Genomic DNA, 25957 nt, shown 5'->3' with positions numbered 1-25957 from the left:
CATAAACGGAGACAACCATGTGGAACAAGCAAGCGGCTATCCGCGCCGCCACCCTATGCATTGGCAGCGCTATCTTCGTCACATCCGGCGCCGCCCGTGCCGAATATCCGGAGAAGCCCGTCACCCTGGTTGTCCCGTTCGTGGCCGGCGGCCCGAGCGACAAGATCGCACGAGACGTCGCCGAATCGCTGCGAAAAACAATCGGCACCACGGTGGTCGTCGAGAATACCGCTGGTGCCGGCGGCACCATCGGCACGGCTCGCGTCGCGCGGGCGGCCCCGGATGGCTATACGTTGCTGGTCCACCATATCGGCCTGGCGACGGCGCCCGCGTTGTACAAGAAACTCGGCTACAAGACCTCGGACCTGGAATTCCTGGGGCTGATCAACGAGGCCCCGTCGACGCTGATCGGCAAGACCGCGCTGCCCCCCAACAACCTGCCGGAACTCAAGACGTTCATTGCCGCGAATGGCGCCAAGCTGAATCTGGCCAATGCCGGGGTGGGCTCGGCCTCGCACCTCTGTAGCCTGCTGCTGCAAAGCACGCTGAAAAGCGACATGACCTTCGTCCCGTACAAGGGCACGGCGCCCGCAATGTCCGACCTCCTGGGCGGGCAGGTCGATCTGCTGTGCGAGCAGGCCACCAACAGTACGCCGCAGATTGAAGCCCGGAAGGTCAAGGCATTTGGGGTGACAAGCCCCCAACGCTCGACGGTGCCGGCCCTGGCGGGTCTTCCGACACTCCATGAGGCCGGCCTGCCCGGGTTCAGCTTTACCGTATGGCACGCCATGTATGCCCCGCGCGGCACGCCGCCGGCCGTGCTCGAAAAGATCAACAAGGCCCTGCGCGCAGCGCTGAAGGACCCGGCGCTGATCGAACGCGAGGAGGCATTGGGCATCACGGTTGTCACTGACGACCGTCTCTCGCCGGCCGGCCACAAGAAGTTCTTTAACGAAGAAGCGGACCGGTGGGCGAAAGTCATCACCGGCGCCGGCATTCAGCCGGAGTGATGGCATAGCGTTCGCCGCCACACACGGCGCCCTGTCGGGCGCCGTTCAGCCTTTCCCCTTCGCCTCCATGGCATCGCCCGCGGCAAATTTACGAAGTCCAGGCCGTGGCGTCTTCCTGGCTTTCCATTTCGGCATCTTCGGCTGCGCAAATCACCGCTTCAGCTTGCGCGCAGAAACCCATAGAGTTCTTCCCATCGCCCCCGCCGAGGCGCCGAGAGTCCCGGAGAACCATGACCCACCCCTTCCCCCGCCAGGCCGTCATCCGCGAAGTCGGCTTGCGCGACGGCCTGCAAAGCATTCGCACCATCCTGCCCACCGCCAGCAAGCTCGCGTGGATCCGCGGCGCGCACGCCGCCGGCCTGCGCGAACTGGAAGTCGGTTCCTTCGTCCCCGCGCGGCTGCTGCCGCAGCTGGCCGATACCGCCGAACTGGTCGCGTTCGCGCGCACGCTGCCGGGCTTGTTCACCTCGGTGCTGGTTCCCAACCTGCGCGGCGCGCAGGATGCGCTGGACAGCGGCGCCGACCTGATGATCGTGCCGCTGTCGGCCAGCCATGCGCACAGCCTCGCCAACCTGCGCAAGACGCCCGATGAAGTCGTTGCCGAAGTGGCGCGCATCCGCGCCGCGCGCGATGCCAGCGGCGCCAGCACGCTGATCGAAGGCGGCGTCGGTACCGCATTCGGCTGCACGCTGCAGGGCCATGTCGATGCCGAGGAAGTGCTGCGGCTGATGCAGGCGCTGCTCGATGCCGGCGCCGATCGCGTCAGCCTGGCTGATACCGTCGGCTATGCCGATCCGCGCAGCGTCCGCGAGCTGTTCTCGCGTGCCGTCGATATCGCCGGCGAGCGCTTCTGGTGCGGCCATTTCCATGACACGCGCGGGCTCGGGCTGGCCAATGTCTGTGCCGCGCTCGACGCCGGCGTGACCCGCTTCGACGCGTGCCTGGCCGGCATCGGCGGCTGCCCGCATGCGCCCGGCGCCAGCGGCAACGTGGCCGCCGAAGACCTGGCCTACCTGCTCGGCAGCATGGGTATCGGGACCGGCATCGATATCGGCCGCCTGCTGGCGCTGCGCGAAGACGTGGCCGGCTGGCTGCGCGACGAGACCCTGCACGGCACGCTGTGGCGCGCCGGCCTGCCCAAGACCTACGCGGCCCGGCCCGCGGCCATCACTGCCTGACGCACGAAATGACCCAAGACAACAGCAATCCCCTGCCGCTCGCCGGCGTGCGCGTGGTCGAATTCACGCACATGGTGATGGGCCCCACCTGCGGCATGATCCTGGCCGACCTTGGCGCCGAGGTGATCAAGGTCGAGCCGCCCGGCGGCGACAAGACGCGCAACCTGCCGGGCCTGGGCATCGGCTTCTTCCGCGCCTTTAACCGCAACAAGAAAAGCGTGGTGCTCGACATCACCACCGCCGCAGGCCGCGCCGCCGCGGCGGAACTGGCGGGCCAGAGCGACATCCTGCTGGAGAACTTCCGTCCCGGCCTGATGCAGAAGCTGGGGCTGGACTACGCCACGCTGTCGCGCGTCTACCCGCACCTGATCTACGTCTCGCACAAGGGCTTCCTGCCCGGTCCGTACGAGCACCGGCTGGCACTGGACGAAGTGGTGCAGATGATGGGCGGCCTGTCGTACATGACCGGCCCGAGCGGCCGGCCGCTGCGCGCCGGCACCTCGGTCAACGACATCATGGGCGGCATGTTCGGCGCCATCGGCGTGCTCGCCGCGCTGCGCGAGCGCGACCGCACCGGCCGCGGCCAGGAGATCCAGAGCGCGCTGTTCGAGAACTGCGTGTTCCTCGCCTCGCAGCATATGCAGCAGTACGCGATGACCGGCGAGCCGCCGCCGCCGATGCCGTCGCGCGTGTCGGCGTGGAGCGTCTATGACGTGTTCACGCTGGCGCAGGACGAGCAGCTCTTTATCGGCGCGGTCAGCGACAAGCAGTTCGTCACGCTGTGCCACGTGCTGGAACACCCGGAGCTGGTCGACAAGCCCGAGTACGCCAGCAACACCTCGCGCGTCGCCGTGCGCCCGCGACTGCTGGAAGAACTGGGCGCGATCCTGCGCCACCATCGATCCGAAGAACTTGCGCCGAAGCTCGAGGCCGCCGGCATTCCCTATGCGCCGATCGTGCGCCCCGACCAGCTGCTCGACGATCCGCACCTGCTCGCCAGCGGCGGACTGGTGCCGATGCAGGCGGACGACGGCTCGACCACGCCCACGGTGCTGCTGCCGCTGCTGATGGGCGGCCGCCGCCCCGGCGTGCGCAGCCCGCTGCCCCGTGCCGGCGAGCACAACGAAGAGATCCTGGCGCGGCTTGGCAAGGACCGCCGCGCAAGCGCCTGACGGCAAGCCGCGCCACAGCGGTATCCGCCACGCCCTACGATAACGATACGGAGACAACGCATGCAACGCCGCACCCTGCTCAAGTCCGCGCTGGCATTTTCCGCCACGCTTGCCGCCACTCTTGCCGTTCCCGGCCTCGAAGCACTGGCCCAGGGCGGATCCGGCAAGCCCGTGCGCCTGATCCTGCCGATCAGCGCCGGCTCCGGCGTCGATACCATCGCGCGCGCCGCCGGCCCGGCGCTGGGCAAGGCCTTCGGCCAGCCGGTGGTGATCGAGAACCTGCCCGGCGCCGGCGGCATCACCGGCGCCGCCGCGGTGGTCAAGGCCCAGCCCGACGGCAGCACGCTCGGGCTGGTGTCGAACAACCACGTGATCAACCCGAGCGTGTTCCGCACCATGCCGTTCGACGCGATCAGGGACGTCACGCCGATCAGCGTGATCGGCACCACGCCGCTGGTGCTGGTGGTCAATCCCAGGGTGCCGGCGAAGAACGTGAAGGAACTGGTGGCGCTGCTCAAGGCGAAGCCCGACGCCTACAACTACGCGTCGTCTGGCAACGGCACCATCATCCACCTGGCGGGCGAGATGTTCCTGGACGAGGCCGGCGTCACGGCGCGCCACGTCCCGTACAAGGGCACCGGCCCGATGGTCAACGACCTGCTCGCCGGGCAGGTGGAAATGGGCGTGGTCGCGCTCAACGCGGTCGCGCCGCACCTGAAGGCCGGCACGCTGCGCGCGATCGGCCTGTGCGGCGACCAGCGCACGCCCGCCGCGCCGGACATTGCCACCATCGCCGAACAGGGCTTGCCGCGCTACAACGTCGCCGGCTGGTTCGCCGTCATCGGCCCGGCCGGCATGCCGGCGGCGGAAGTCAGGCGCACGCACGATGCCTTTGCCAGGGCCTTCACCTCGCCGGAAGTGCTGGAAGCGATGAAGAAGCAGGGCACGGTGATCGCGCCCGGCACGCCCGAGGCCGCCGCCGCGTTCTTCCGCAGCGAAGCCGCGCGCTACGCCGCGCTGGTGAAGAAGGCCAACGTCAAGGTCGAATAGGCCGGCCGGTTCTGTCCGCTTTCCGCTTTCCGCTGCCAGCGTGGCCACAGCCTTACCCGGGCTGGCCGCGATGGCACCCCTTTGTCCTAAACCGTACATCATGACTCTCTACAAACTTGGCGGGCTCGCGCCTGCCATCGCCGGCAACGCCTTTGTCGCGGCCGAAGCCACCATCATCGGCCGCGCGCAACTGGCCGAGCACGTGTCGATCTGGCCCGGTGCCGTGATCCGCGCCGACAACGAGCCGGTGACAATCGGCGCCGGCAGCAATATCCAGGAAGGCGCCGTGCTGCACACCGATCCCGGCTGTCCGCTTGTGCTTGGCGCCGGCGTGACCGTGGGGCACCAGGCCATGCTGCATGGCTGCACGGTGGGCGATGGCGCGCTGATCGGTATCCAGGCCGTGATCCTTAACAAGGCTTCGATTGGCGCGCAATCGCTGGTTGCCGCCGGCGCGCTGGTGACCGAAGGCAAGCAGTTCCCGCCGCGCTCGCTGATCCTGGGCTCGCCCGCCAAGGCCGTGCGCGAACTGACCGATGACGAAGTCAGGAACCTGCGTGCCAATGCGGAGGACTATGCCCGTCGCGCCGCGCATTACCGCACCGCGCTGGAAAAGATCGGCTAGGCCGCCCTCGCGCGCCTAGAATGTCCTGCATCGCGCCATGCAGGAGCAACGATGCCAGGCAAGCCCGTCAAGACCCCCGGCCCCGACCACCCCATCGCCATCACGCCGACCGCCGGCAGGGTGGTGGTCAAGGTGGCCGGCCTCACCATTGCCGACAGCGATGCCGCGCTGACCCTGCAGGAAGCGGGCTATGCACCTGTGCAGTACCTGCCGCGCGCGCATGTCGACATGGCGCAGCTGGCGCGCACCGCGCACGCCACCTACTGTCCGTACAAGGGCGATTGCAGCTACTTCTCGATTGCCGCCGGCGGCGAGCGTTCGCGCAACGCGGTGTGGAGCTATGAGGCGCCGCACGCCGCGGTCGCCGCGATCGGTTCGTACCTGGCGTTCTATCCGGACCGCGTCGACAGCATCGAGATCGTCAGGAGCTAATCCTCCAGCGCCGCGTCGACCATCGCCGCGGCCAGGCCGATCACCAGCGCAATGGCGGAGGCGATAAAGCATCGCACCGTCCTGCGGTACTCGGGCACCGCATCGTCTTCGACGCGCAGCGCACGGAACAGCGCGACGATCTGCAGCACCACCGCGACCAGCAGCGACACCGCCGCAAGCAGCGAGCGCCAGTCCCATTCGCCCGGGGCTTCAAAGCCCCAGAAGCGCCAGAACCCCAGCGAAAAGCCCAGCAGCACGGTGATGGCGGTGATGATGCCCTGGCGATAGCCGGTGGGGACCACTTGCGGCGTGGGCGGCGCCGGGGGAACCACGGCGGGCGGGGCGCGCGGGTCAGGCGGGGCGGCGGGCTGGCCAGCATCCATGGCAGGTCTCCGGTTGGCGATTGCCTGGATGCAAGTCTAGTCCCGATCAGCCCTTGCTGAAGATGCTGTAGAAGTCCGGCGCGCCGCTGTCCGGCACGCTCAGGTCGAGCGAGCCTTCGATGTGTTCGAGGTGTTCCGCCATCAGCGCGCTGGCGCGCGCGGCATCGCGCTGCTCGATGGCGTCGATCAGTTGCCGGTGCTCGTGCTCGGCGCAGGCGGGGGCGCCGGGGCGGTCGTACAGCGTGATGATGAGGCAGGTCAGCGACACCATCTCGCGGATCAGCTTTTCCAGGATGGCGTTGCCGGCCATCTCGGCCAGCAGGATATGGAATTCGCCCGACAGGCGGATCATCGCCGCGCGGTCGCCGCGGGAGCGCGCGTTGTCTTCTTCCATGGCATGGCGGCGCAGGCTGCGCACCTTGGCCGGCGTGGCGCGTTGTGCCAGTTCGGCGGCGAGCGCGGGCTCGACCACGCGGCGCGCCTGGAACACCTCGCGCGCCTCGTCCACGGTGGGGCTGGAGACAAAGGCGCCGCGGTTGGGCACCAGCGTCACCAGCTTCTCGTGCGCCAGGCGCGCAAACACCTGGCGGATGCGCGCCCGGCTGGCGCCGGTCACTTCGCACAGCCGTTCCTCGACCAGCTTGGTGCCCGCCAGCAGGCGGTGTTCCATGATGGCGTAGAGCAGGCTCAGGTAGATCGCCTCGGTGGCCGACGCCTCGCCGGCGGCGCCTTCCGGGCCAGCCTCGTCGTCCGCGGCGGCACTGGCTGCGGCTTTCTGCGCGGTTTTCGGGGCGGCCTTGACGGCGGCGCGGCGCGGGGCTTTGGTGGCGGCGCCGGGCGCCGCCTTTTTCGATGTGGTTGCCATATCAGGGTACGGACATTCAGCCTGTCGCCGGAACTGGCGACGAAACACGGCTATATCGTACACAACTATGGCAACAGCGAGGCCGCGGTTCAGGCCGGCGCGGTTTCCTTGCACGCGGCGCGTGCCGCGGTGGCAAGGGCCGCAGATTCGAACGGATGCACCTGCGCCCAGTGCCGGGCGATGTCGACACGGCGGCAGATCCACACCTTGTCGTGCCCCTGCACGTAGTCAAGAAAACGCTGCAGCGCGCGGAAGCGGCCCGGGCGGCCCAGCAGCCGGCAGTGCATGCCGATCGACAGCATCCTGGGGCTGTCCTGGCCGCCCGGGTCGCCTTCGTCATACAAGACGTCGAACGCGTCCTTCAGGTACTGGAAGAACTGTTCGCCGGTATTGAAGCCCTGCGGCGTGGCAAAGCGCATGTCGTTGGAGTCGAGCGTGTACGGCACCACCAGGTGCGGCTTCTTCTCGCCGCCGGTGACTTCCACCTCGGTCCAGAACGGCAGGTCGTCGCCGTAGTAGTCCGAGTCATAGAGCAAGCCGCCGTGCTCGACCACCAGCCGGCGCGTGTTGGGGCTGTCGCGGCCGGTGTACCAGCCCAGCGGCAGCTCGCCGGTCAGCTCCTTGATGATCTGCATGCCGATGCGCATGTGCTCGCGCTCGGTGGCTTCGTCGATGTTCTGGTAGTGGATCCAGCGCCAGCCGTGACAGGCGATCTCGTGGCCCAGTTCCACAAAGGCGCGCGTCAGTTCCGGATGGCGCTGCAGCGCCATCGACACACCGAAGACGGTCAGCGGCAGGCCACGCTTCTCGAACTCGCGCAGGATGCGCCAGACGCCGGCGCGCGAGCCGTATTCGTAGATGCCCTCCATGCTCATGTGGCGGTCGGGATAGGCCGCGGCGCCGACGATCTCGGAGAGGAATTGTTCGGAAGCGGCGTCGCCGTGCAGCACGCAGTTCTCGCCGCCTTCTTCGTAGTTGAGGACGAACTGCAGCGCCACGCGCGCGCCGCCGGGCCAGCGCGCGTGGGGCGGCCGGGCGCCGTAGCCGGTCAGGTCGCGGGGATAACGTGTCTGGAGCATGTTGCGCGATAGGGTCAGAGGTTCAGGAAACATCAGTTCAGCGCCTCAGTTCAGTGCATACGGCGCCAGCATGCCGGCATACGCCTTGGGCAGCGGCCGCGCCCAGTCGCCGCGCTTGCTGGTGGCCAGCCGCACCGAGACCATTGCCTCGGCCAGCTTGACCGCGCATGTGACGCCGTCGATCACCGGCGCGCCGATGGCATCGGCGATCTCGTCGCACAGGTCGGTCATGCCGGCGCAGCCGAGCACGATGCATTCGCTGCGGTCTTCCACCAGCGCGCGGCGGCAGGCCTCGGTGATGATGCGGCGCGCGTCCGAGCCCGGGCGCTCCAGCTCCAGCACCGGCAGGTCGCAGGCGCGCACGTTGCTGCAGAAGCGCTTCATGCCATAGCGCTCGGCCAGGTGCCAGGCAATGTTGCAGGTGCGCGCCAGCGTGGTCACCACGCTGAAGCTGCTGCCGACCATGCTGGCCATGTGCATCGCGGCCTCGGCGATGCCGATCACGGGGCCGCGCGCAACTTCGCGCGCCGCATACAGGCCGGGGTCGCCGAAGCAGGCGATGACGTAGCCGTCCACGCCTTCCTGCTCGCCCGCCAGGATTTCGTCGAGGATGCCGGGCACCGACAGCGCCTCGTCATAGTGGCTCTCGATCGAGGCCGGGCCCATGCGCGGGCTGACCGCGCTGATGCGGGTGCCGGGGTCGGCCACGGCGCGGGCGCACTGGCCGATCTTCCCGGTCATGCTTGCGGTGGTATTGGGGTTGATGATCTTCAGCTTCATGGACACGGCTCAAAGGAATATGCGGTCGAAGGAGAGATGTGGTTCAGGCCTGGCCGGCCGCCGGCGCGGCGGGCGCGGCCAGGTGGCCTGGCATCATGCGCGGCGCCAGCTGCCGGTACAGCACCAGCGCAATGCCCATGCCGATAAACCAGCTGTAGTTGGCCGCCGCCTGCCAGGCCGGCACCACCACGCACAGGATCGGGATGATGGCGGCGGGAATCATGGTGGCCACCGCCGCCGGGTTGAAGCCGTTGCGGTACCAGTAGCGGCCGCGCGGGTTGAGCGTGTACAGGTCGTCGACGTCGACATGCTGGCGCCGCACCAGATAGTAGTCGGCGATCAGGATGCCGAACAGCGGGCCGATGAAGGCGCCCAGCACGTCCAGCGTGTAGTGGATCACCGCGGGGTTGTTGTACAGGTTCCACGGCGTGATGAAGATCGACGCCACCGCGGCGATCATGCCGCCGGTGCGCCAGCTGATGTGCTTCGGCGACACGTTGGAGAAGTCGAATGCCGGCGAGACGAAGTTGGCGACGATATTGATGCCGATGGTCGCGGTCATGAAGGTGAAGGCGCCCAGCAGCATGGCGAAGGTGCTGTCGATATGGCTGACGGTCTCCACCGGGTCGGTGATCAGCTTGCCGAACACCGGCAACGTGGCCGAGGTGGTGATCACGGTCAGCAGCGAGAAGCCCAGGAAGTTGACCGGCAGGCCCCAGAAGTTGCCGCGCTTGACCGCCTTGAAATCCTTGGCATAACGCGAGAAGTCGCCGAAATTCAGCATCGGGCCGGAGAAGTACGACACCACCAGCGCGATCGCGCTCAGCATCACCGGCACCGCTTCCCAGCCGGTGTACTTGACGAAGCTCAGCGTGAAGTTCACGTTGTCCCAGCCGGCCTTGTTCACCAGCCAGACCGCCAGCGCGATCATCACCACGTACACCGCCGGGCCGGCCCAGTCGATAAACTTGCGGATGGTCTCCATGCCGGTCCAGAACACCAGCGCCTGCAGCACCCACAGCACCATGAACGAGGCCCAGCCCAGCGTCGACAGCCCGGCAAAGCCGTGCAGCTTCAGGTCCGCATACGGCGCCAGCGCCGGGAAGAAGTGCAGCGCCAGCACCAGGAAGGCGCTCGACGCCAGGTAGGTCTGGATGCCGTACCACGCCACCGCGATCAGCCCGCGGATGATGGCCGGGATATTGGCGCCGAGCACGCCGAACGAGGCCCGGCAGATCACCGGATACGGCGTGCCGGTCACCTGGCTGGGCTTGGCCACCAGGTTGCAGAAATACTGCACGATCACGATCCCCACCAGCAGCGACACCAGCACCTGCCAGCTGGTCAGCCCCAGCGCGAACAGGCTGCCCGCGGTGATATAGCCGCCGACGCTGTGCACGTCGGACATCCAGAACGCAAAGATGTTGTAGGTGCCCCAGGTCTGCTTGCGCAACGGGGCCAGGTCCTCGTTGGTCAGGCGTTCGTCGTAGCCGGGCTTGATCAGGGCGTTGCCGTGTGCGGCATGCCCGGCCTGCGGCTGCACTGCGTCGGCGGGTGTTGCGGTGGTTTGCAGCATCTGAGTCTCCTGGCAGATGTGTGTCTTGACGATAGGCGAACCGCGGCCCTTCGAGGCTCTTTGCGGTGCGCCAGGGAGGGGGTTTATGTGTCTACTAAATTGTCTACAAAATGGATTAAGGGTGTAGACGATGTTGTAGATCACGCATTCGTGATTGTCAACATTCGTTTTCCCTGAAGTCGGAAGCAGGCCGCCGCGGCGCGCAAGCCACCCGGCGCCGGACGAAAAAAAACCCGCTCCAGGGAGCGGGTGCTGGTGCGGGCGCGGGCCGGACGTCAGTACGCGATCTTCGCCGTCAGGCTGATGCTGCGCGGGTCCGCCGGCTGGATGTAGTTCTCGTACTGGAAGCCCCAGTAGCGCTTGTTGGTGACGTTGTTCAGCGCGGCGCGCAGCGTCAGGTCCTTGCCGGCGACGCGCGTGCTGTAGCTGGCGCCGAGGTTGAACACCGTATAGCCGCCGGCGTTCAGCGTATTGCCGGCGTTGAGCTTGGTGCTGCCGGTGTACTTGCCGTCGACGCCCAGGCGCAGGCCCGGCACGAACGGCACGCGGTAGCTGACGCGGCCGGCCATGATGAAGCCAGGCGCGCCGGCGACGCGGTTGCCGCTGTTGGCCACGCCCTTGTCGTAGTACGAATCGAGATACATCGCGCTGGCGCCGAACTCCCATTGCGAGCCCAGCCGGTACACGCCGGCCAGTTCCAGGCCCTGGTAGATCGAGGTGCCGTCCTGCTGGCGCGTCGGCACGCCGGCGCTGATGCTGTCGTACTCGGCGCCGCGCTCGATGCGGAAGGCGGCGGCGGTGGCGCTCCACGCGGCCTGGTCGGCCTTGACGCCGATTTCATACTGCTTGCTGCGGATCGGGCTGAGCAGCTGGCGAGCGTTGGTGTAGCCGTCCGGCACGATCGAGCCGGGCTCCAGCGCCTCGACATAGCTGGCATAGACGGTCGCCGTGGGCACCGGCTTGAACATCAGCGCCAGCGTCGGCGTGACCACGCCGTTCTTGCTGTAGCTGGAGCTGACCGGCACATAGCCGTTCTGCTCGAAATTGGTCACGCGCAGGCCGGCCAGCACCGACCAGCGCTCGCTCAGCTGCACGGTATCGCTGGCGAACACCGATTTCTGCGTGATGTCGCTGTTGCGCACCTTGTTGAAGGCGGTCGAGCTGTAATAGGTGTTGGTGTTGGGCGCGAAGATATTGCCGGTGCCGATGACCGCGCCGAAGCCGTTGTTGTCATAGCGGTCGATCTGCTTCTGCCACGACAGTCCCGCCACCAGCTGGTGCCGGAACGGGCCGGTGCGGAACTTGCCCTCCAGCATCGCCTGCCATTGCCCCACCTGCTGGTTCTGCGCGGTGTCGTAGCGCTGGTCGATGTAGTCGCCGGCCTGGTTCAGCAGGTTGTAGGTGCTTTCATTGCGGCTGCGGTTGACCTTGGTGAAGCTGTAGCTGGTGCTGACCGCCCAGTCCGGATTGATCTGGTAGCGCAGGCCGGTGCTGTACAGCTGCAGGTTGGTGTTCAGGTGCTGGTCGGCGCCGGCGAAATTGCGGATGCGCCCTGACACGGCGCCCGGCAGCGCGGTATCGCCGTAGCTCCACAGGCTGAACGACGGCATCTGGCCGGTGGCGCGGCGGTCCTGGTAGATCGAATCGAAGGTCCAGGTCAGGTCCCTGGTCAGGCGCGCGTCCAGGCCCAGCGACACGCTGTCGCGCCGGATATTGCGCGCGTTGTAGGGGGTGCCTTCCTCGTGCGTCGCGTTCAGGCGGTAGCCGAACATGTCGCCGGGGCCGGCGCGGCCGCCCAGGTCGACGTGCTCGCTCCAGACATTGGCGGCGCGGTAGCCCAGCTCGAACGACGCGGTAAAGGTGTCGGTCGGCTTCTTGGTGACGTAGTTGACGATGCCGCCCGGCGTGGCGAAGCCGTACATGAAGCCCGGCAGTCCCTTGAGCAGCTCGACCTGCTCCATATGCTCGTAGGGCAGCGTGATGCCGTAGGCGACGAACGGCAGGCCGTTGATCTTGAAGCCGTTCTGCCAGTCGATCTGCAGGCCGCGCACGCTCAGGTAGCTGGACCAGCTGTTGTAGCCGTTGCCGTTGTCGCTGACCGACGCATCCATGGTGAACACATCGCCAAGCTTGGCCACCTGGCGCTCGGCCAGGTCTTCGCCGGTGACGATGGTGGTGGAGTAGGGCGTGTCCAGCTGCGTGCGCGAGCCCAGCGCGCCGGTGCTGGCCTTTTTCTCAAGCTGCAGGCCGGAATCGTCCACCGCCGAGGCGCTCACGGTGACTGCCGGCAGCGACGCGGCATCGGCCGGCGCCGCGGCTTGCTGCGCCAGCGCGGCCGTCGCCGGAAAGCCGGCGAGCACGGCAAATTGCGCCAGCACGGCGAGATGGCGGGGTTGGGGTGCGCGCGCACGCGCGGCGCTTCGGACTTGGCGGCTCATGAGGAGAACAGCAGAAGACAGGCAGACCTGTATGTAAATGTCAATACAAATGCGAATAATTCGCATTTACGAAAAGACCGAATGATGCCCATCCCGCGGGTGTGGCGTCAAGCAGCGAAACCGGTGTTGGGAAGAAAGCAACGGACGGTGGGAACATCCCCGAAGGGGACGTGAAAGACGCTGGATTCCCGCCTGCGCGGGAATGACGGTAGTGTTCGATGCCTTAACTGGCATTGGCGTCCGCGCGCGGTGTTCCGCGCAGTGTCCCGAACGCCCGGCAGAACATTCGCCTCGTACTCGCCGCCAGTCGCGGCATGATCCGCGCCCGCGGCCGCCGCGGGCAGCGGATTTCGGCAGCCCATGCCGTGTGCCTCTCCCTAGAATTTTCGTTCCGGTCCGCGCGCTGTCGCGCCGGCCGCATCGAGAGCGCAACCATGAACCTGCCCCACCCCGAATTCCGCAATACCGCTGCCAGGCGCGGCGAACCCCGGCAGCGCATGCTGCGCGGCGCCGAGATGATTGTCGAAGCCCTGCTCGCCGAAGGCGTGCGCACGGTGTGGGGCTATCCGGGCGGCGCGGTGCTGCCGATCTACGACGCCATCGCCGGCCAGGCGTTGTTGCGCCACCTGCTGGTGCGCCACGAGCAGGCCGCCGTGCATGCCGCGGACGGCTATGCGCGCGCCACCGGCGAGGTCGGCGTGGCGCTGGTGACGTCCGGCCCGGGCGTGACCAACGCCGTCACCGGCATCGCCACGGCCTACTTCGATTCGATCCCGCTGGTGGTGCTGTCGGGCAACGTGCCGACCTCGATGATCGGCGAAGACGCGTTCCAGGAATGCGATGCGGTCGGCATTACGCGGCCCATCGTCAAGCACAACTTCCTGGTGTCCGACATCGGCAGCCTCGCCGTGACGCTGAAGAAAGCCTTCCACCTCGCGCGCAGCGGGCGCCCGGGACCGGTGCTGGTCGATATCCCGAAGGATGTCGCGCTGGCCACGGCGCCGTTCCACTATCCGGACAAGGTCGAGATGCGGTCATACCGGCCAGCCATGGACGGTCATGCGGGGCAGATCCGGCAGGCCGCCCGCTTGCTGCAGGAGGCGCGCCGTCCGTACCTGTACGTGGGCGGCGGCGCGGTGACGGCCGGCGCGTCCGCCGCGGTGCGCGAACTGGCGACGCTTGCGGATGCACCGGTCACCACCACGCTGATGGCGCTGGGCGCGTTCTCCGCCGCCGATGCGCGCTACCTCGGCATGCCGGGCATGCACGGCACCTACGAGGCCAACCGCGCCATGCAGGAATGCGATGTGCTGGTCGCTATCGGCGCGCGTTTCGATGACCGCGTGATCGGCGATGTCGCGGACTTCTGCGCCACGCCGCGGCAGATCATCCATATCGACATCGATCCCGCCAGCATCGGCAAGCGCGTGCGGCCCACCGTGCCGATCGTCGGCGACGCGCGGCGCGTGCTGGATGCGCTCAACGCCGCGCTGCGCGAAGCGCAGGCGCCGCTGGCCGACCATGCCGACTGGTGGCAGCGCATCGCGGGCTGGCGCGCGCGGCGTTGCCTGGCCTATGCGCGCGATGGCCGGCGCATCAAGCCGCAGTATGTGATCGAGACCCTGAGCCGGCTGGCCGGCGATGCCATCATCTGCTCCGACGTGGGCCAGCACCAGATGTGGGCCGCGCAGCATTACGGCTTCACGCAGCCGCGCCGCTGGATCAACTCGGGCGGGCTCGGCACCATGGGCGTGGGCCTGCCCTATGCGATGGGGGTCAAGCACGCCTTCCCGTCGCGCGACGTGATTGCCATCACCGGCGATGGCTCGATCCAGATGTGCATTCAAGAACTGTCGACGTGCAAGCAGTACGACCTGCCGGTCAAGATCGTGCTGCTCAACAACGGCTACCTGGGCATGGTGCGGCAGCTGCAGCACGTCGAATACGAGCGGCGCTACGCGCAGTCCTACCTGGAAGCGCTGCCGGATTTTCCCGCGCTGGCGCGTGCGTATGGCCACATCGGCCTGTCGGCGACCACCGAGGCCGAGGTCGAACCCGCGCTGCGCGAGGCGCTGGCGCAAACCTCGCGCACGGTGCTGCTCGATATCCGCGTGGACGGCAGCGAGAACGTCTGGCCGATGATCCGCGGCGGGCGCGGGCTGGGGGAGATGTTGCTGGGGGAGAGTGCGGTGCTGCCGGCGTCGGGGGCGTGATACTGCATGCCCGAGCCATACCGTATTGTTATCGCGCCCGGCGAAAAATGATAATAGACCTGTGGTAAGGCGCTTCGTAAAGTTACAGCGACAGAGGCAATCGCCCTCTTGTTTCCCCAACTTCACGACATCGAGGAATCACATGGATCCGACGCCACAGGAAATGGAAGCCACCCGCATCGCGCGCTGGGGCAAGGTCAAGCCTTACGGCGAGACCTTCATCGAAAGCCGCCTGCCGGGGATGAAGAAGAACATCTACAAGATCATGAACCGCGGCGTGCTCGAGAACAAGGGCGTCGAGCCCGCGATCCCGGGCAACCACCGCTTCGGCGTGACCTTTATCGAAATCCCGGTCGGGCAGGGCGCCAGCCTGCACGCGCACAAGACCGAGGAAGTGTTCTGCCCGCTGAATGGCCAGATGGAAGTGATCTGGGGCGAGAAGGGCCAGTATTCGCTGATGCTGAACCAGTGGGACGTGATCTCGTGCCCGATCGGCGTGATGCGCGGCTTCCGCAACCCCAACGACCACGCGCTGGTGGTCTACTCTGTGGTGGGCGGCACCGACGAGGAATGCGGCCGTATCGCCTGGCACCCGGACGTGGTCAAGGCGGCCGAGTCCACCGGCCTGGTCTACGGCGACGACGGCTACATCAAGGAAAGCGCGGCGGACTCGGCGCAGCCGCGCTCCGAAGGCTGACGACGTCCGCGGCGACCCGGAGGCGTGGTCAACGAGCAGGCGCCTGCGGCATCGAGCGGGGCGTCATCGCGACGTCCCGCTCCGCGCCAGATTCCATCCCCACTTCCCACAGGAGCTGACCACACTATGACTTCTGCTTCCGTAGCCCGCGCAAGCGCCGCTTCCGCGGCGTCCCCGCAATCGATTCCCGCCACCCCCGAGGCGCTGCTGGAAGCCGTGCTCAAGGCCAATGCCGGCACCGCCGACGCACGTACCCGCACCATCCTCGATGCCCTGATCCGGCATGCGCACGCGTTCGCGTCCGAGGTGCAACTGACCTATGAAGAACTCCACGCCGGCCTGGACTTCATGGTCCGCATCGGCCAGGCCACCGGCCCCAAGAAGCACGAGGGCATCCTGCTGGCGGATATCCTGGGCCTCGCCACGCTGGTGCTGCTGATGGACGCCAAGGCCGTGCTGGCCGCCGGCGGCACCGAGCCCGCGCTGATCGGCCCGTTCTGGCGCGCCAACCAGCCGGTGCGGCCCAACGGCGCGCATATCGCCACGCCCGACACCACCGGCGACCCGCTGACGGTACACGGTCGCGTGGTGTCGATCGACGGCACGCCGATCGCCGGCGCGCGCATCGAGACCTGGCAGGCCGCGCCCAGCGGCCTCTACGAGAACCAGGACGACCACCAGGAAGACATGAACCTGCGTGCCGTGTTCGAGACCGACGCCGAAGGGCGCTTCTGGTTCGAAAGCGTGCGGCCGTCGGGCTATGGCGTGCCGATCGACGGCCCGTGCGGCGAACTGCTGAAGCTGCAGAACCGCGACCATATGCGCCCGGCGCACCTGCACTTCATCGCCATCGCGCCGGGGCACAAGGTGCTGACCACGCAGATCTTCGATGCGCTGGATCCCTATGCCTTCAGCGACGCGGCGTTCGGCGCGGTCGGTTCGCTGCTGCGCGACTTCGAGCCGGACGGCAACGGCGGTTTCCGCCTCGATGTCGAACTGAAGCTCGAGCCGGGCGAGACGCGCCTGCCCAAGCCGCCGCTGCCGTGAGCCTCGCTGGCTTGCGCCGGTAGCGCAAAGCGGCGGCCTGGGCCGCCGCTTTGCCGTTGTTGCCGGGTCAAGCGCCAATCTTGCGCCTGGACCAATCTGCCACGATCTCCAGGCACTGCTGCATTTGCCGCGGCTGCCCGAGGTAGTAGTGCGTGGCGCCCTCGATGCGCACGAATTCCTTGTCGGCGGTCGCCAGCGCCTCGAATACCAGTGGGTTGTGCGTCGCGGGCACGGCGTCGTCGGCGCCGTTCTCGATCTGCAGCACCGGCGTATGGCGGATGCGCGCCGCGTTCACCGGGCCCTTGATGTTGGAATGGTCATACGACCATTGCGACAGCCAGCTGCGCAGCGTCGAAAAACGCGCCAGGCCCACCGGCCCCGAGTTGACCACGCGAGGATCGCCCAGGTAGCACCAGTCCGCCTTGCGGCCGTTCGGGTCGATGCTGGTATCGCGCCAGCGCACATCGCACATGGTGCGATGCACGACGAAGCCGCGTTCCAGTTCCGTGCCGCCGCGTTTGAGCCGCGCCAGCATGTCGATGGCCCAGTCGCTGATGCGGCGGTTGCGTGCGCGTTGCGCCTGGCGGAAGCGCGCGATGAACTCCGCGGTGTACGCCGGCTGATGCGGACAGCGCGGGTCGTAAATATCGAGTTCCAGGTCGCGCCGGTCGGGATCGAGTTCGTCGGTGACGGACGGGTCGAGCCACTCGGTCAGGGTCTCGGGGCGGCTCAGGTGGGCGGCGACGAAGATCAGCGCATCGGCCGGTATCAGGCGCGCCTGCGTCAGGTCGTACGGATCGCCGGCCGGCGTGTGCGTGATGGTCGGGCACTCGGCCTGGGCCTGGTAGAACAGCGACAGCGCGCCCCCGCCCGACCAGCCGACCAGCACCACCTTTTCATAGCCGAGCACCTCGCGCGCATGGCGGATGTAAGCGCCGAGGTCGAACGCCACTTTCTCCATGATCAGCGCGGTATCGTTCTTCGCGTAGCGGCTGGCGGCGCAGATCACGTGCATGCCGGCTTGCGCCAGTGCAGTCGGCATGGGCATCAGCTGCAGCGTGGACGACGGGTGCATGAACAGGTAGACCACGCCGGACGGCGCGCCGCGCGGCACCAGCCGCTGCCCTTCGAGGAAGGTGTAGCCCTGGCTGCCGGCAAAGCCATAGGTCTCGGCCATGCCGGCCGGCTCCTGGAACTGGATGGTGACCGGCAGCCGGTCGAACTCGTATTTGCGTGTGAGGTCAGGCATTGCGCATCTCGTGGTGAGGTTCTGGATAGGGAAAGAGGAACGCCCGCGCGCGGATGTCTCCGCAGTGCGTGTGAGCGTTTGCAGGGACGGCCGCGTACAGGCGCCCATCGTGAATGGGCGCCGCGTCGCTGGCGTGGCGGGTGTGGCGCGTGTTGGCGTTGTTGCGCGCTGCTGCGCGTTCAGCCCGGTCCGGGTCGTTGCGCCGCCTCGCGCTGCTGCCGCGCGCTGGCTTTCTCCGCCACCCATTCCGCGCATTGGCGATGGGCGCTCTCGCGCGCCGCGCGGGCGTGGTCCGGGTCGCCGGCCGGCGTGGTCAGCTCCAGGCGAATGCCGTTGGGGTCGAAGAAGTAGATCGATTCAAGGAAGTGATGGTCGGTCACGCCCAGCACTTCGACGCCGGCGGCACGCAGCCGGTCGCAGGCCTGCAGCAGGTCCTCGCGCGAGGCCACGCGCAGCGCGAGATGGTTGACCCACGGCGGCGTGTTCGGAGAAGGCAGCGCCGCCTGGTCGTCGCCCAGGTCGAAGAAGGCGATGCAGCCGCCGTCCTGCATCTCGAAGAACAAATGCGCGTACGGGCAGCGTTCGCCGGTGCTGGGCACCACGTCGGCGCGGACCATGTGGACCAGCGGCAGGCCCAGCAGGTCTTCATAGAAGTGGCGCGTCTCCTCGGCATCGCGGCAACGCCAGGCAAAGTGGTGCAGGCCGTGCACCGGCACGCCGATGCCGGGCGCTGGCCGCTCAGGTTGGTTGGGCAGGGACATGGGTCGGCTCCACGGTCAGTAGTCTTGCGGCGCGCCGGCGCGGATCGGCTCCGGGCTGATCAGCACGGCGTCCGCGTCGCAGTACACCCAGTCGCCCGGCCGGAACGTCACGTTGCCGAAGCTCAGCGGGATGTTGTCGGCGGCGCCGGGCTGCTCGATCGCATTGCGCAGCGCCGTGGTCCCCAGCGCCTTGACGCCGATATCGATGCCGTTGACGGCCTTGCTGTCGCGGATCACGCCATGGATCACCAGGCCGGCCCAGCCGTTGCCGGCCGCCAGCGCTGCAAGCCGGTCGCCGAAGACGCCGATGCGCAATGAGCCGCCCACGTCGACCACCAGCACGCGCCCCTCGCCGGGCGTGGACAGCTGGCGCAGCACGGGCCGATGGTCTTCCTGCACGCGCAGCGTTGCGCAGGGACCGGCAAACTGCTCGCGCAGGCCGAAGCTGCGGAACTGCAGCTGGCACACGGAAGTGGTGTCGGGGTGATCGTCGGAAAGATCGCTGGTAGAGAACATGATCGTCAGGGTGAGGAATGGAAGCGCGCTGGCAGTCCCGCGGCAACGCCGTTGCCGGTTCCGGCCGCGCCTAGTTGAGTGTGATGCCGGCCTTCTTCACCACCTCGCCGTATCTTGCATAGTCGTGGTGGATCTGCCGGCCGAAGTCTTCCGGCGTATTGCCGACCGGGGTAATGCCCAGCTCGAGCATCTTGCTGCGTATTTCCGGCTGGTCCAGCACCTTGCGGATTTCCTGCTGCAGGCGGGTCACGACAGCGGCCGGCGTGCCCGCCGGCGCGAGGATGCCTACCCAGGAATCGACGCTGAAGTTCTTCACTCCCGATTCCATCAGGGTCGGCACCTCGGGCAGCGAGGCGACACGGTGGCTGCCGGTCACCGCAATCGCGCGAACCTGCCCGTTCTTCACATACTGCGACACGCTGGCGACCGCCGTGCACAGCACCGGCAGCGAGCCGCCGAGCACGTCGGTCAGCGCCTGCGAGCCGCCCTTGTAGGCGATGTGCTGCAGCTGGATGCCGGCCTGTTCGCGCAACAGCTCGCCGGCGAGATGGCAGGTGGTGCCGGTGCCGGAACTGCCGAACGACAGCCCCGCGCCCTTGCTGGTGCGCGAGTACGTCACCAGCTCGCTGAAGCTGCGCGCCGGAACGGAAGGGTTGGTGACGAAAATCAGGGTGGCATCGCCGATCTTGGTCACGGGGGCGAAGTCCTTCAGCACGTCGAAGCGCGGCCGGGTGATGTGCGTGCCGGTGACCAGCGCGCCGTCGAAGCCCAGCAGCAGCGTGTAGCCGTCGGCACCGGACCGCGCCACGATCTCGGCGCCGATGTTGCCGGAGGCGCCGGGACGGTTGTCGACGACCACGTTCTGGCCCAGCGACTGCCCCAGCTTGTTGGCCACCAGGCGCGCGCTGGCGTCGGTGACGCCGCCGGGCACGAACGGCACCACCAGGCGGATGGGACGGCTGGGGTATTCCTGCGCGCCGGCGATGGCGGGCACGGCGGCGAGCATCGTTGCGGTGATGCTTAGCAGGCCGAGGAGGGTTCTCGGATAGCGCATGCGGTCTCCTGTCGAATTATCGTTCTGAGGGCGGCGATACCACGCCGCAGTCCATTCTAAGGACCGGTGCGCGGCAGCATGTGCCGTTTGCATGGAAGATGCGCCGGGCAAAGCGCGGCTTGTTTCGCCTTGCCCGGCCTGTGGCAGCACGACGTGCTGCGCGCCTGCGCACTCAGAACTTGTGCCGCAGTCCCACGCCGAAGGTGTTGCCGGTGCCGGCGGTGGTCAGCTTGTCGTAGAGGTAGTTGGCATAGACGTCGGTGCGCTTGGACAGGTCGTAGCTATAGCCGATCGCTGCCGTGGTGCGGTTGAAGTCATCCAGGGTGCGGCGGTCGTTCCGCGTCCAAGCGTAGCTGGCATTGAGGCGGCCGGGTCCGAGCGGCGCCGAGACCCCGGCCTGGTAGGTATAGGTGCGCACTTCGGAGCGCCCGTTCTTCGTCATGTTGAAAGTGCCGAACAGCTTCAGCACCTTGAAGTCGTACGAAGCGCCGGTGAACAGCACCTTCTGGCTCGGCTCCAGCGCCGTGATGGCCGCGCCGGTCTTGGTGTGGTTGCCGCCCACGGCCAGGTCCAGCGGGCCGTTCTGGTAGCGGATCATGGCGCCCATGTTGTTGGTGCCATTGTTGGTGGCGGCCTCGCCCAGTCCGTAGATGAGCTGGAAGCTCAGCCCGCCAAAGTTCGGCGACAGGTAGCGCACCGCGTTGCTCCAGCCGGTATCGCCATGGATCAGGCGCCCGAACGTGGGAATCCAGTTCTGCACGTTCAGCGGCGAGAAGCGCGTCGAGCCGGCAAAGGGATTGAACTGCCCGGTCAGATAGAGCATGGGCGTGGAATTCCGGCCGATGCGCAGCTCGCCGAACTTGTTCGAAGACAGGCCGACATAGGCGTTGCGGGCAAACATCGCGTCGACCGGGCTGCGGCCCATCTCGCCGGTGTCGGGGCGGAAAAAGCTCTCGATGGCAAACACCGTGCTCAGGCCGCCGCCCAGGTCTTCCTCGCCGCCCATGCCCCAGAACGGCGTGGTTTCGCCACCGTTGTCGAGCTGCCAGGAACTGCGCGGCGCGCCGCTCGGCTTGATGCTGCCGACATAGGTGTCGATCAGGCCGTAGAGCCGGACCCCGCCGGCATGTGCCGTGGCCGAGGCGCACAGACAGGTGAGCAATGCAATGGTCAGGCTGTGCTTCAGGCAATGACGTGCTTCCAACATCTTCTCCTCCACTCTCTCTTGTTATGAATGCGAAAAAAGGAACACGGCCGGCGCGCTGGCACACAGCGCCGTTGGGCAACGGGCGGCAGGCAGGTGGCGCTTGCGTCTACCGCGGGGTTTCCGGATGCGCGTCGTCCCGAACCACCGGGTTGCGCAGGGTGCCCAGTCCGTCGATCTCCACCTCGACCACGTCGCCGGGCCGCATGTGGACCAGCCCCGGCACCTTGAACAGGCCGTACTGGCGCGACAGGTCGCGGCCGGCCACGTCGTCGGGCTGCGGCTTGAGCGCACCCGGCGTGCCCATCGCGATCAGGTCGCCGGGCCGCAGCCTGTAGCCCTCGCTCAGGTAGCTGATGACCCTGGCCACGCCGCACAGCATGTCGTCGAGCCGCGCGCGCTGGCGCACCACGCCGTTGAGGCGGGTCAGCACCGAGTGCGTGGCGGGATCCCCGAACTCGTCGGCGGTCATCAGCCACGGCCCGTACGCACCCGAGGCTTCAAAGTTCTTGCCCAGCCCGAACTGGCGGTTGTGCACCTGGTACTCGCGCACCGAGCCTTCGTTGATGCAGGTGTATCCGGCCACGTGCTCCAGCGCGCGCGCTTCGGGGATGAAGCGTCCCGGCTTGCCGATAACGACCCCCAGTTCGCCTTCGTAATCGAACGCGCGCGCAACGGCTTCGGGCGGGGCGACGATCGCTTCGCCCGCGCCGACGTAGGACGCCGGCATCCGCAGGAACAGATGCGGATAGTCGCCGTTGGTCTGCAGCCCGGTTTCGGCGAGGTGGCTCTTGAAGTTCAGCGCCAGCGCCCACATGGCATTGGGGCGCTCGAGAAACGGCCTGAGCCGCACCGAGTCCAGCGCGCGGTTGCCCGCCACGCCGGCCGCGGCCTCGCGCAGCCGCGCCAGGCCGTGCTCGCTTTCCAGGATCGCGATCAGGCTGGAGGGCAGCTCCGGGGCGATCTGCGCGACCGCGACGAAATGCGTGGGGCTGGTGACGACGCCAAGCGCAGTGGCGTTGCCGTCCGCATAAGCAATGATCTTCATGTTGTGGGCTGGTGCAGCGTGTCGAAGGAAGGCGGGACCAGGCGGCTGGCCGGGTTCGTGTCTGGCGAGCCGGCAGCCCGCCGCCGTTGAGGACCCAGCGTAAGCGCGCAGCGGCCGATCGACGTGACCCGATAGCCCGCAGGTTTAACCGGCAGTCCAAAAATTTCGTGGGCGCGTGCCGGGCATGGCGAGGCAGGTCCTAGACTCGCGCTGCATCAGGAATGGGCTCGCAGTAGCGGATCTGCCGTTGCCGGCCCGCATGCCAACAGCGCAACGCTCCGGGAGACGAGCCATGAAGACGGTCAGGCGGGTAGTGACAGGTTTGCAGCACGGCAAGGCGGTGATCGCCTCCGATATCGAAGTGCCGGAACGCGCGCCGGCGCTGGCGGGCGGCGTGACCACGGTGCCCTTGTGGGGCGCGGCGGCGGCGCCCGCAGTGCCGAATCCCGGCGAGGCGGCGGATGCACCGAAGTTCTCGCCGCCACCAGGCGGCTATCACTTCTCGATCTTCAGCGTGCCGCCGCTGGCCGAGGCCCTGCGCGCCCAGCCGCCGGCCGACCCGGAACGGGCCAGGGAAGAAATGGAGCGGGACATTCCCGGGCTGCTGGAACTGATGGACCCCGAGGTGCCCGGTATGCATGCGACCACGTCGATCGATTTCGTCGTGGTGCTCGGCGGGTCCATCACGCTGGAGCTGGACGGTGGCGTCGCGACCACCTTGCACGCGGGCGACACGGTGGTCCAGAACGGCGTGCGCCATCGCTGGATGAACCACGGGACCGAACGCGCGTGGCTCGCCGCGGTGGTGCTCGGTGCACGCAGCGCGGCGCCGCGCTGAAAATCGGACGATCTGATAAGCGAGCCGACGCGCCGAGCAAGGGCTGCCGCACCACCGCGGGTATCGTCGGACCGATCGCCACGTGCGAGCGCAGCGCCGGGACCGGCAGTGACCGACCGGACAAAACTTGGGGGAAAGCAAGTGACCACAGAGACAACCAACATCGGCCAGGCCAATGCCTGCGATGACGCCGACGCATCGAACCTCGACGCCATCCGCCGGCTTGCAGCCGGGGTCGGCACCGGGCTCAGCCGGCGCGGCATGCTGAAGCTGGCCGGCATCGGCGGGGCGTCGATGCTGGTGGGCGCGACCGCGCACGCCGCATCGGGCAGTGCCGCCGAGGGCGAGGGCAGCCAGCTGCGCGTGTTCGACCCGAACCAGCATGGCAAGGTGCACACGCTGCGCTCGACGCCGCAGACGGTGCGCGTCGGCGAGCTGGACCCGGCCGCGCCGCCGGTGCTGGAGATCGAATCGGGCGATGTCGTGCACTACCCCGACACGTGGGTGCACTGGGGCAACGAAGCGAAGTACGGCATGTCGTTTGCCGAGCGCAACGTGGTGCGCAAGCGCTATCCGCAGGGGCCGCAATCGCTGGTCGGGCCGGTCAGCATCAAGGGCGCGATGCCGGGCGACGTGATCGAGTGCAGGATGCTGCGTCTGCGCCCGATCGACTGGGGCTGGAATTCGACGGTGAAGGGCATGGGCGCGTTGCCGGGGGATTTCCAGGAACCGTACCTGCACTATTTCCGCTTCGACGCCGAGCGGCGCCATGCCGAATTCGCCGCCGGCGTGCGCATTCCGCTGGCGCCGGTGCAAGGCGCGATCGCCGCGCAGCCCGCCGGCGACAAGCCGACCAGTGCGTTGCTGCTGGGTGCCAACGGCGGCAACCTGTCGCTGCCGGCGCTGGTCGAAGGCACCGCGCTGTTCGTAGCGGTGCAGGTGCCCGGCGCGCGCATGTGGACCGGCGACTCGAACGCCGCGCAGGGAGACGGCGCGGTCAACCAGACCGGCATCGAAACCGCGATGGAAGACCTGCGCATCCAGTACGTGCTGCACAAGCGCATCGCGCTGAGCGCGCCGGTGGCCGAAACGCCGACGCACTGGATCGTGCTCGGCTCGGGGCCAAGCCTGGAAGATGCGCTCACCGCCGGGCTGCGGCAGATGATCGGCTGGGTCAGCGCGGCCACCGCGCTGTCCTGGCACGACGTGTATGCGCTCTGCAGCATCGAGGGCAGCTTCCGCGTGACGCAGTACGCCAACCAGACGCAGAGCAACTACCGCTTCCAGTCGCCCAAGGTGGTCCAGGCCATGCTGCCCAAGCGCATCTTCAGCGCGGCGCGGCAGGCGCAGATATCGCAATCGCTGCGCGCCGGGGCCTAGCGCATGCTGACGGGGCCTGCAGCGCACCGCAGGCGTTCCTTGCTTCCTTCAATGCCCGGCATGCCCGGGCCGTGACCATGGTCTCTCTTCAACCGGAAATCCGCGCTGCGCAAGCGGACGCTGCGCCGTCGGCGCCCGACGGCGCGCAGCGCCTGCCCTGGCGCGTCTACCTGCTGTGCGGGCTGGTGGCGTTCCTGGACGGCTTCGATACTCAGTCCGTCGGCCCCGCGGCCGATGCCATGGCGGCGTCGATCGGCATCGACATCCAGGCCTTCGGCCCGCTCTTCAGTGCCTCGCAGATCGGCTTCCTGATCGGCGCGGTGACGTTCAGCGCGCTGGGCGACCGCTTTGGCCGCAAGCGGCTGCTGGTGGCGGGAACGATGCTGATCGCGCTCAGTTCGCTGGGCACCGCGCTGGCGGGCTCGTACAGCCAGCTGCTGCTGATCCGCATCCTGGCGGGCATCGGCCTGGGCGGGGTGGCCCCCAACTTTATCAGCCTGGCGTCGGAGTTCACGCCGCCCGCGCTGCGCGCGCGGGTGGTCACGCTGCTGTGGGCGGCGGTGCCGATCGGCGGCATGGCGGGCTCGTTCCTGAGCGCCTTCACGCTGCCGCGCTTCGGCTGGCAGGCGATCTTCCTGCTGGGCGGGGCGGCGCCGCTGCTGCTGGTGCCGGTGCTGGCGTGGCTGCTGCCGGAATCACGCGAAGTGCAGCGCGGCGGGCAGCACGATGCCGGCCCCGCGCCGCGCGTGGCGCCGCTGCGCACGCTGTTCGGCGAGGGCCGCGGCACCGCCACGGCGTGGCTGTGGCTGGCGTGCTGGATGACCTGGACCGTGCTGGTGGTGGTGGGCGTGTGGACCCCGGCATTGCTGCAGCGGGCCGGCTGGAGCGTGCCCGTTGCCGCATCGATGCTGGGCCTGCTCAACGCCGGCGGCGTCGCCGGCACGGTGCTGATCAGCGCCGCGCTGCGCTACGTGTCGCCGCAACGGGCGCTGGTGGTCGCGCTGACCGCGGCGGCCGCGTCGATCGCGTGCCTGGGGGCGCTGGCGCAGAGCGTTGCGGCCGTCGCCATCGCCGCAACGCTGGCCGGCTTCTTCTCTTCCGCCGCGGGCGGGTCGCTGCTGGCGCTGTCGGCCAGCCTCTATCCGGAACGCGTGCGCGCCACCGGTGTCGGCTGGTCGATGGGGGTCGCGCGCATCGGCGCGGTGCTGGGCCCGCTGGGCGTCGGAGTGCTGGTCGGCTGGCAGTGGCCGCCGGCCAGTATCTATGGCGCGATCGCGGTGCCCGGCGTCATCGCTGCGGTATCGGTATTGCTGCTGAGCCGCACCCCCACCTTCCGCGCGGCGATCCGCTAGCCACCATGCC

The 25957-nt window shown here is 68.0% G+C and carries 24 protein-coding genes; 12 read left to right on the top strand and 12 right to left on the bottom strand.

Going from position 1 to position 25957, the window contains the following annotated elements; all coding sequences use genetic code 11:
* Window positions 1-17 precede the first annotated feature (17 nt).
* The 6 genes from CBM2594_RS25000 to CBM2594_RS24975 all read left to right on the top strand — a co-directional run bounded on the left by CBM2594_RS25000 (window position 18) and on the right by CBM2594_RS24975 (window position 5467).
* The gene (locus tag CBM2594_RS25000; protein ID WP_116359452.1) at window positions 18-1010 is read left to right on the top strand and encodes a tripartite tricarboxylate transporter substrate-binding protein; all 993 of its coding nucleotides are present in this window, start codon (window positions 18-20) and stop codon (window positions 1008-1010) included.
* Window positions 1011-1240: 230 nt separating this feature from the next.
* Entirely contained in the window at window positions 1241-2188 is a 948-nt protein-coding gene (locus tag CBM2594_RS24995; protein ID WP_116359451.1) for a hydroxymethylglutaryl-CoA lyase, read from the top strand.
* 8 nt (window positions 2189-2196) lie between these two features.
* Window positions 2197-3360, top strand: coding sequence for a CaiB/BaiF CoA transferase family protein (locus CBM2594_RS24990; RefSeq protein ID WP_116359450.1), 1164 nt, complete (start codon window positions 2197-2199; stop codon window positions 3358-3360).
* Window positions 3361-3420: 60 nt separating this feature from the next.
* A complete protein-coding gene (locus CBM2594_RS24985; RefSeq protein WP_116359449.1) occupies window positions 3421-4410 on the top strand; it encodes a Bug family tripartite tricarboxylate transporter substrate binding protein in 990 nt (329 codons plus the stop codon).
* A gap of 100 nt (window positions 4411-4510) precedes the next feature.
* Window positions 4511-5035, top strand: a complete 525-nt coding sequence (locus CBM2594_RS24980; protein WP_116359448.1) for a gamma carbonic anhydrase family protein — start codon at window positions 4511-4513, stop codon at window positions 5033-5035.
* A gap of 51 nt (window positions 5036-5086) precedes the next feature.
* Window positions 5087-5467 carry a DUF427 domain-containing protein gene (locus CBM2594_RS24975; protein WP_116359447.1) on the top strand — a complete coding sequence of 127 codons (381 nt, stop codon included), beginning with the start codon at window positions 5087-5089 and terminating at the stop codon, window positions 5465-5467.
* On the opposite strand, the gene CBM2594_RS24970 is transcribed toward CBM2594_RS24975, so the two are convergent.
* The 6 genes from CBM2594_RS24970 to CBM2594_RS24945 form a co-directional block, all read right to left on the bottom strand.
* Window positions 5464-5850, bottom strand: a complete 387-nt coding sequence (locus CBM2594_RS24970) for an MHYT domain-containing protein (protein ID WP_232346747.1) — start codon at window positions 5848-5850, stop codon at window positions 5464-5466. The two genes, CBM2594_RS24975 and CBM2594_RS24970, sit on opposite strands and share 4 nt — an antisense overlap.
* Before the next feature lie 46 nt (window positions 5851-5896).
* Window positions 5897-6715 carry a GntR family transcriptional regulator gene (locus tag CBM2594_RS24965; RefSeq protein WP_116359446.1) on the bottom strand — a complete coding sequence of 273 codons (819 nt, stop codon included), beginning with the start codon at window positions 6713-6715 and terminating at the stop codon, window positions 5897-5899.
* Window positions 6716-6804: 89 nt separating this feature from the next.
* A complete protein-coding gene (gene puuE, locus CBM2594_RS24960; RefSeq protein ID WP_116359445.1) occupies window positions 6805-7794 on the bottom strand; it encodes an allantoinase PuuE in 990 nt (329 codons plus the stop codon).
* Window positions 7795-7839: 45 nt separating this feature from the next.
* The gene (locus tag CBM2594_RS24955) at window positions 7840-8574 is read right to left on the bottom strand and encodes an aspartate/glutamate racemase family protein (protein WP_116359444.1); all 735 of its coding nucleotides are present in this window, start codon (window positions 8572-8574) and stop codon (window positions 7840-7842) included.
* Window positions 8575-8617: 43 nt separating this feature from the next.
* Window positions 8618-10150: an NCS1 family nucleobase:cation symporter-1 gene (locus tag CBM2594_RS24950; protein ID WP_116359443.1), complete on the bottom strand. Its 1533-nt coding sequence runs from the start codon at window positions 10148-10150 to the stop codon at window positions 8618-8620.
* Between the two features lie 275 nt (window positions 10151-10425).
* Window positions 10426-12588, bottom strand: coding sequence for a TonB-dependent siderophore receptor (locus tag CBM2594_RS24945; RefSeq protein WP_116359442.1), 2163 nt, complete (start codon window positions 12586-12588; stop codon window positions 10426-10428).
* Between the two features lie 434 nt (window positions 12589-13022).
* Here CBM2594_RS24945 and ilvB point away from each other — a divergent pair, with 434 nt between their 5' ends.
* From ilvB to CBM2594_RS24930, 3 genes are all read left to right on the top strand, one after another.
* Window positions 13023-14801 carry a biosynthetic-type acetolactate synthase large subunit gene (ilvB, locus tag CBM2594_RS24940; protein WP_116359441.1) on the top strand — a complete coding sequence of 593 codons (1779 nt, stop codon included), beginning with the start codon at window positions 13023-13025 and terminating at the stop codon, window positions 14799-14801.
* A gap of 142 nt (window positions 14802-14943) precedes the next feature.
* Window positions 14944-15498, top strand: coding sequence for a cupin (locus tag CBM2594_RS24935; protein WP_116359440.1), 555 nt, complete (start codon window positions 14944-14946; stop codon window positions 15496-15498).
* Between the two features lie 126 nt (window positions 15499-15624).
* Window positions 15625-16545, top strand: coding sequence for a dioxygenase family protein (locus CBM2594_RS24930; protein WP_116359439.1), 921 nt, complete (start codon window positions 15625-15627; stop codon window positions 16543-16545).
* Window positions 16546-16612: 67 nt separating this feature from the next.
* Here CBM2594_RS24930 and CBM2594_RS24925 read toward each other — a convergent pair whose 3' ends face one another.
* The 6 genes from CBM2594_RS24925 to CBM2594_RS24900 all read right to left on the bottom strand — a co-directional run bounded on the left by CBM2594_RS24925 (window position 16613) and on the right by CBM2594_RS24900 (window position 22377).
* The gene (locus CBM2594_RS24925) at window positions 16613-17794 is read right to left on the bottom strand and encodes an alpha/beta hydrolase (RefSeq protein WP_116359438.1); all 1182 of its coding nucleotides are present in this window, start codon (window positions 17792-17794) and stop codon (window positions 16613-16615) included.
* Between the two features lie 179 nt (window positions 17795-17973).
* Window positions 17974-18555 carry a VOC family protein gene (locus tag CBM2594_RS24920; protein ID WP_116359437.1) on the bottom strand — a complete coding sequence of 194 codons (582 nt, stop codon included), beginning with the start codon at window positions 18553-18555 and terminating at the stop codon, window positions 17974-17976.
* Window positions 18556-18570: 15 nt separating this feature from the next.
* On the bottom strand, window positions 18571-19071 hold the full coding sequence (gene rraA, locus CBM2594_RS24915; RefSeq protein WP_232346746.1) for a ribonuclease E activity regulator RraA: 501 nt from the start codon (window positions 19069-19071) through the stop codon (window positions 18571-18573).
* 70 nt (window positions 19072-19141) lie between these two features.
* Window positions 19142-20125 carry a Bug family tripartite tricarboxylate transporter substrate binding protein gene (locus tag CBM2594_RS24910; RefSeq protein WP_116359435.1) on the bottom strand — a complete coding sequence of 328 codons (984 nt, stop codon included), beginning with the start codon at window positions 20123-20125 and terminating at the stop codon, window positions 19142-19144.
* Window positions 20126-20297: 172 nt separating this feature from the next.
* Window positions 20298-21332, bottom strand: coding sequence for a porin (locus CBM2594_RS24905; protein WP_116359434.1), 1035 nt, complete (start codon window positions 21330-21332; stop codon window positions 20298-20300).
* A 106-nt stretch (window positions 21333-21438) separates the two neighbouring features.
* Complete coding sequence (locus CBM2594_RS24900; RefSeq protein ID WP_116359433.1) at window positions 21439-22377, bottom strand: fumarylacetoacetate hydrolase family protein; 939 nt, start codon at window positions 22375-22377, stop codon at window positions 21439-21441.
* A 292-nt stretch (window positions 22378-22669) separates the two neighbouring features.
* Between CBM2594_RS24900 and CBM2594_RS26925 the strand changes: the two genes are divergently transcribed.
* The 3 genes from CBM2594_RS26925 to CBM2594_RS24885 all read left to right on the top strand — a co-directional run bounded on the left by CBM2594_RS26925 (window position 22670) and on the right by CBM2594_RS24885 (window position 25947).
* Complete coding sequence (locus tag CBM2594_RS26925; RefSeq protein WP_232346745.1) at window positions 22670-23215, top strand: cupin domain-containing protein; 546 nt, start codon at window positions 22670-22672, stop codon at window positions 23213-23215.
* A 141-nt stretch (window positions 23216-23356) separates the two neighbouring features.
* Window positions 23357-24595: an acetamidase/formamidase family protein gene (locus CBM2594_RS24890; RefSeq protein ID WP_116359432.1), complete on the top strand. Its 1239-nt coding sequence runs from the start codon at window positions 23357-23359 to the stop codon at window positions 24593-24595.
* Between the two features lie 77 nt (window positions 24596-24672).
* Window positions 24673-25947, top strand: a complete 1275-nt coding sequence (locus CBM2594_RS24885) for an MFS transporter (protein ID WP_116359431.1) — start codon at window positions 24673-24675, stop codon at window positions 25945-25947.
* Window positions 25948-25957: the final 10 nt, after the last annotated feature.

The sequence above is a fragment of the Cupriavidus taiwanensis genome (assembly GCF_900249755.1).
Classification (GTDB): Bacteria; Pseudomonadota; Gammaproteobacteria; order Burkholderiales; family Burkholderiaceae; genus Cupriavidus; species Cupriavidus taiwanensis_D.
The sequence above is the reverse complement of the archived record's forward strand: the minus strand, read 5'-3'. Positions and strand labels throughout refer to the sequence as shown.

Coding starts and splice junctions, on each gene's coding strand:
- CBM2594_RS25000 (WP_116359452.1), top strand. CDS start 18: ATGTGGAACAAGCAAGCGGCTATCCGCGCCGCCACCCTATGCATTGGC.
- CBM2594_RS24995 (WP_116359451.1), top strand. CDS start 1,241: ATGACCCACCCCTTCCCCCGCCAGGCCGTCATCCGCGAAGTCGGCTTG.
- CBM2594_RS24990 (WP_116359450.1), top strand. CDS start 2,197: ATGACCCAAGACAACAGCAATCCCCTGCCGCTCGCCGGCGTGCGCGTG.
- CBM2594_RS24985 (WP_116359449.1), top strand. CDS start 3,421: ATGCAACGCCGCACCCTGCTCAAGTCCGCGCTGGCATTTTCCGCCACG.
- CBM2594_RS24980 (WP_116359448.1), top strand. CDS start 4,511: ATGACTCTCTACAAACTTGGCGGGCTCGCGCCTGCCATCGCCGGCAAC.
- CBM2594_RS24975 (WP_116359447.1), top strand. CDS start 5,087: ATGCCAGGCAAGCCCGTCAAGACCCCCGGCCCCGACCACCCCATCGCC.
- CBM2594_RS24970 (WP_232346747.1), bottom strand. CDS start 5,850: ATGGATGCTGGCCAGCCCGCCGCCCCGCCTGACCCGCGCGCCCCGCCC.
- CBM2594_RS24965 (WP_116359446.1), bottom strand. CDS start 6,715: ATGGCAACCACATCGAAAAAGGCGGCGCCCGGCGCCGCCACCAAAGCC.
- puuE (WP_116359445.1), bottom strand. CDS start 7,794: ATGCTCCAGACACGTTATCCCCGCGACCTGACCGGCTACGGCGCCCGG.
- CBM2594_RS24955 (WP_116359444.1), bottom strand. CDS start 8,574: ATGAAGCTGAAGATCATCAACCCCAATACCACCGCAAGCATGACCGGG.
- CBM2594_RS24950 (WP_116359443.1), bottom strand. CDS start 10,150: ATGCTGCAAACCACCGCAACACCCGCCGACGCAGTGCAGCCGCAGGCC.
- CBM2594_RS24945 (WP_116359442.1), bottom strand. CDS start 12,588: ATGAGCCGCCAAGTCCGAAGCGCCGCGCGTGCGCGCGCACCCCAACCC.
- ilvB (WP_116359441.1), top strand. CDS start 13,023: ATGAACCTGCCCCACCCCGAATTCCGCAATACCGCTGCCAGGCGCGGC.
- CBM2594_RS24935 (WP_116359440.1), top strand. CDS start 14,944: ATGGATCCGACGCCACAGGAAATGGAAGCCACCCGCATCGCGCGCTGG.
- CBM2594_RS24930 (WP_116359439.1), top strand. CDS start 15,625: ATGACTTCTGCTTCCGTAGCCCGCGCAAGCGCCGCTTCCGCGGCGTCC.
- CBM2594_RS24925 (WP_116359438.1), bottom strand. CDS start 17,794: ATGCCTGACCTCACACGCAAATACGAGTTCGACCGGCTGCCGGTCACC.
- CBM2594_RS24920 (WP_116359437.1), bottom strand. CDS start 18,555: ATGTCCCTGCCCAACCAACCTGAGCGGCCAGCGCCCGGCATCGGCGTG.
- rraA (WP_232346746.1), bottom strand. CDS start 19,071: ATGTTCTCTACCAGCGATCTTTCCGACGATCACCCCGACACCACTTCC.
- CBM2594_RS24910 (WP_116359435.1), bottom strand. CDS start 20,125: ATGCGCTATCCGAGAACCCTCCTCGGCCTGCTAAGCATCACCGCAACG.
- CBM2594_RS24905 (WP_116359434.1), bottom strand. CDS start 21,332: ATGTTGGAAGCACGTCATTGCCTGAAGCACAGCCTGACCATTGCATTG.
- CBM2594_RS24900 (WP_116359433.1), bottom strand. CDS start 22,377: ATGAAGATCATTGCTTATGCGGACGGCAACGCCACTGCGCTTGGCGTC.
- CBM2594_RS26925 (WP_232346745.1), top strand. CDS start 22,670: ATGAAGACGGTCAGGCGGGTAGTGACAGGTTTGCAGCACGGCAAGGCG.
- CBM2594_RS24885 (WP_116359431.1), top strand. CDS start 24,673: ATGGTCTCTCTTCAACCGGAAATCCGCGCTGCGCAAGCGGACGCTGCG.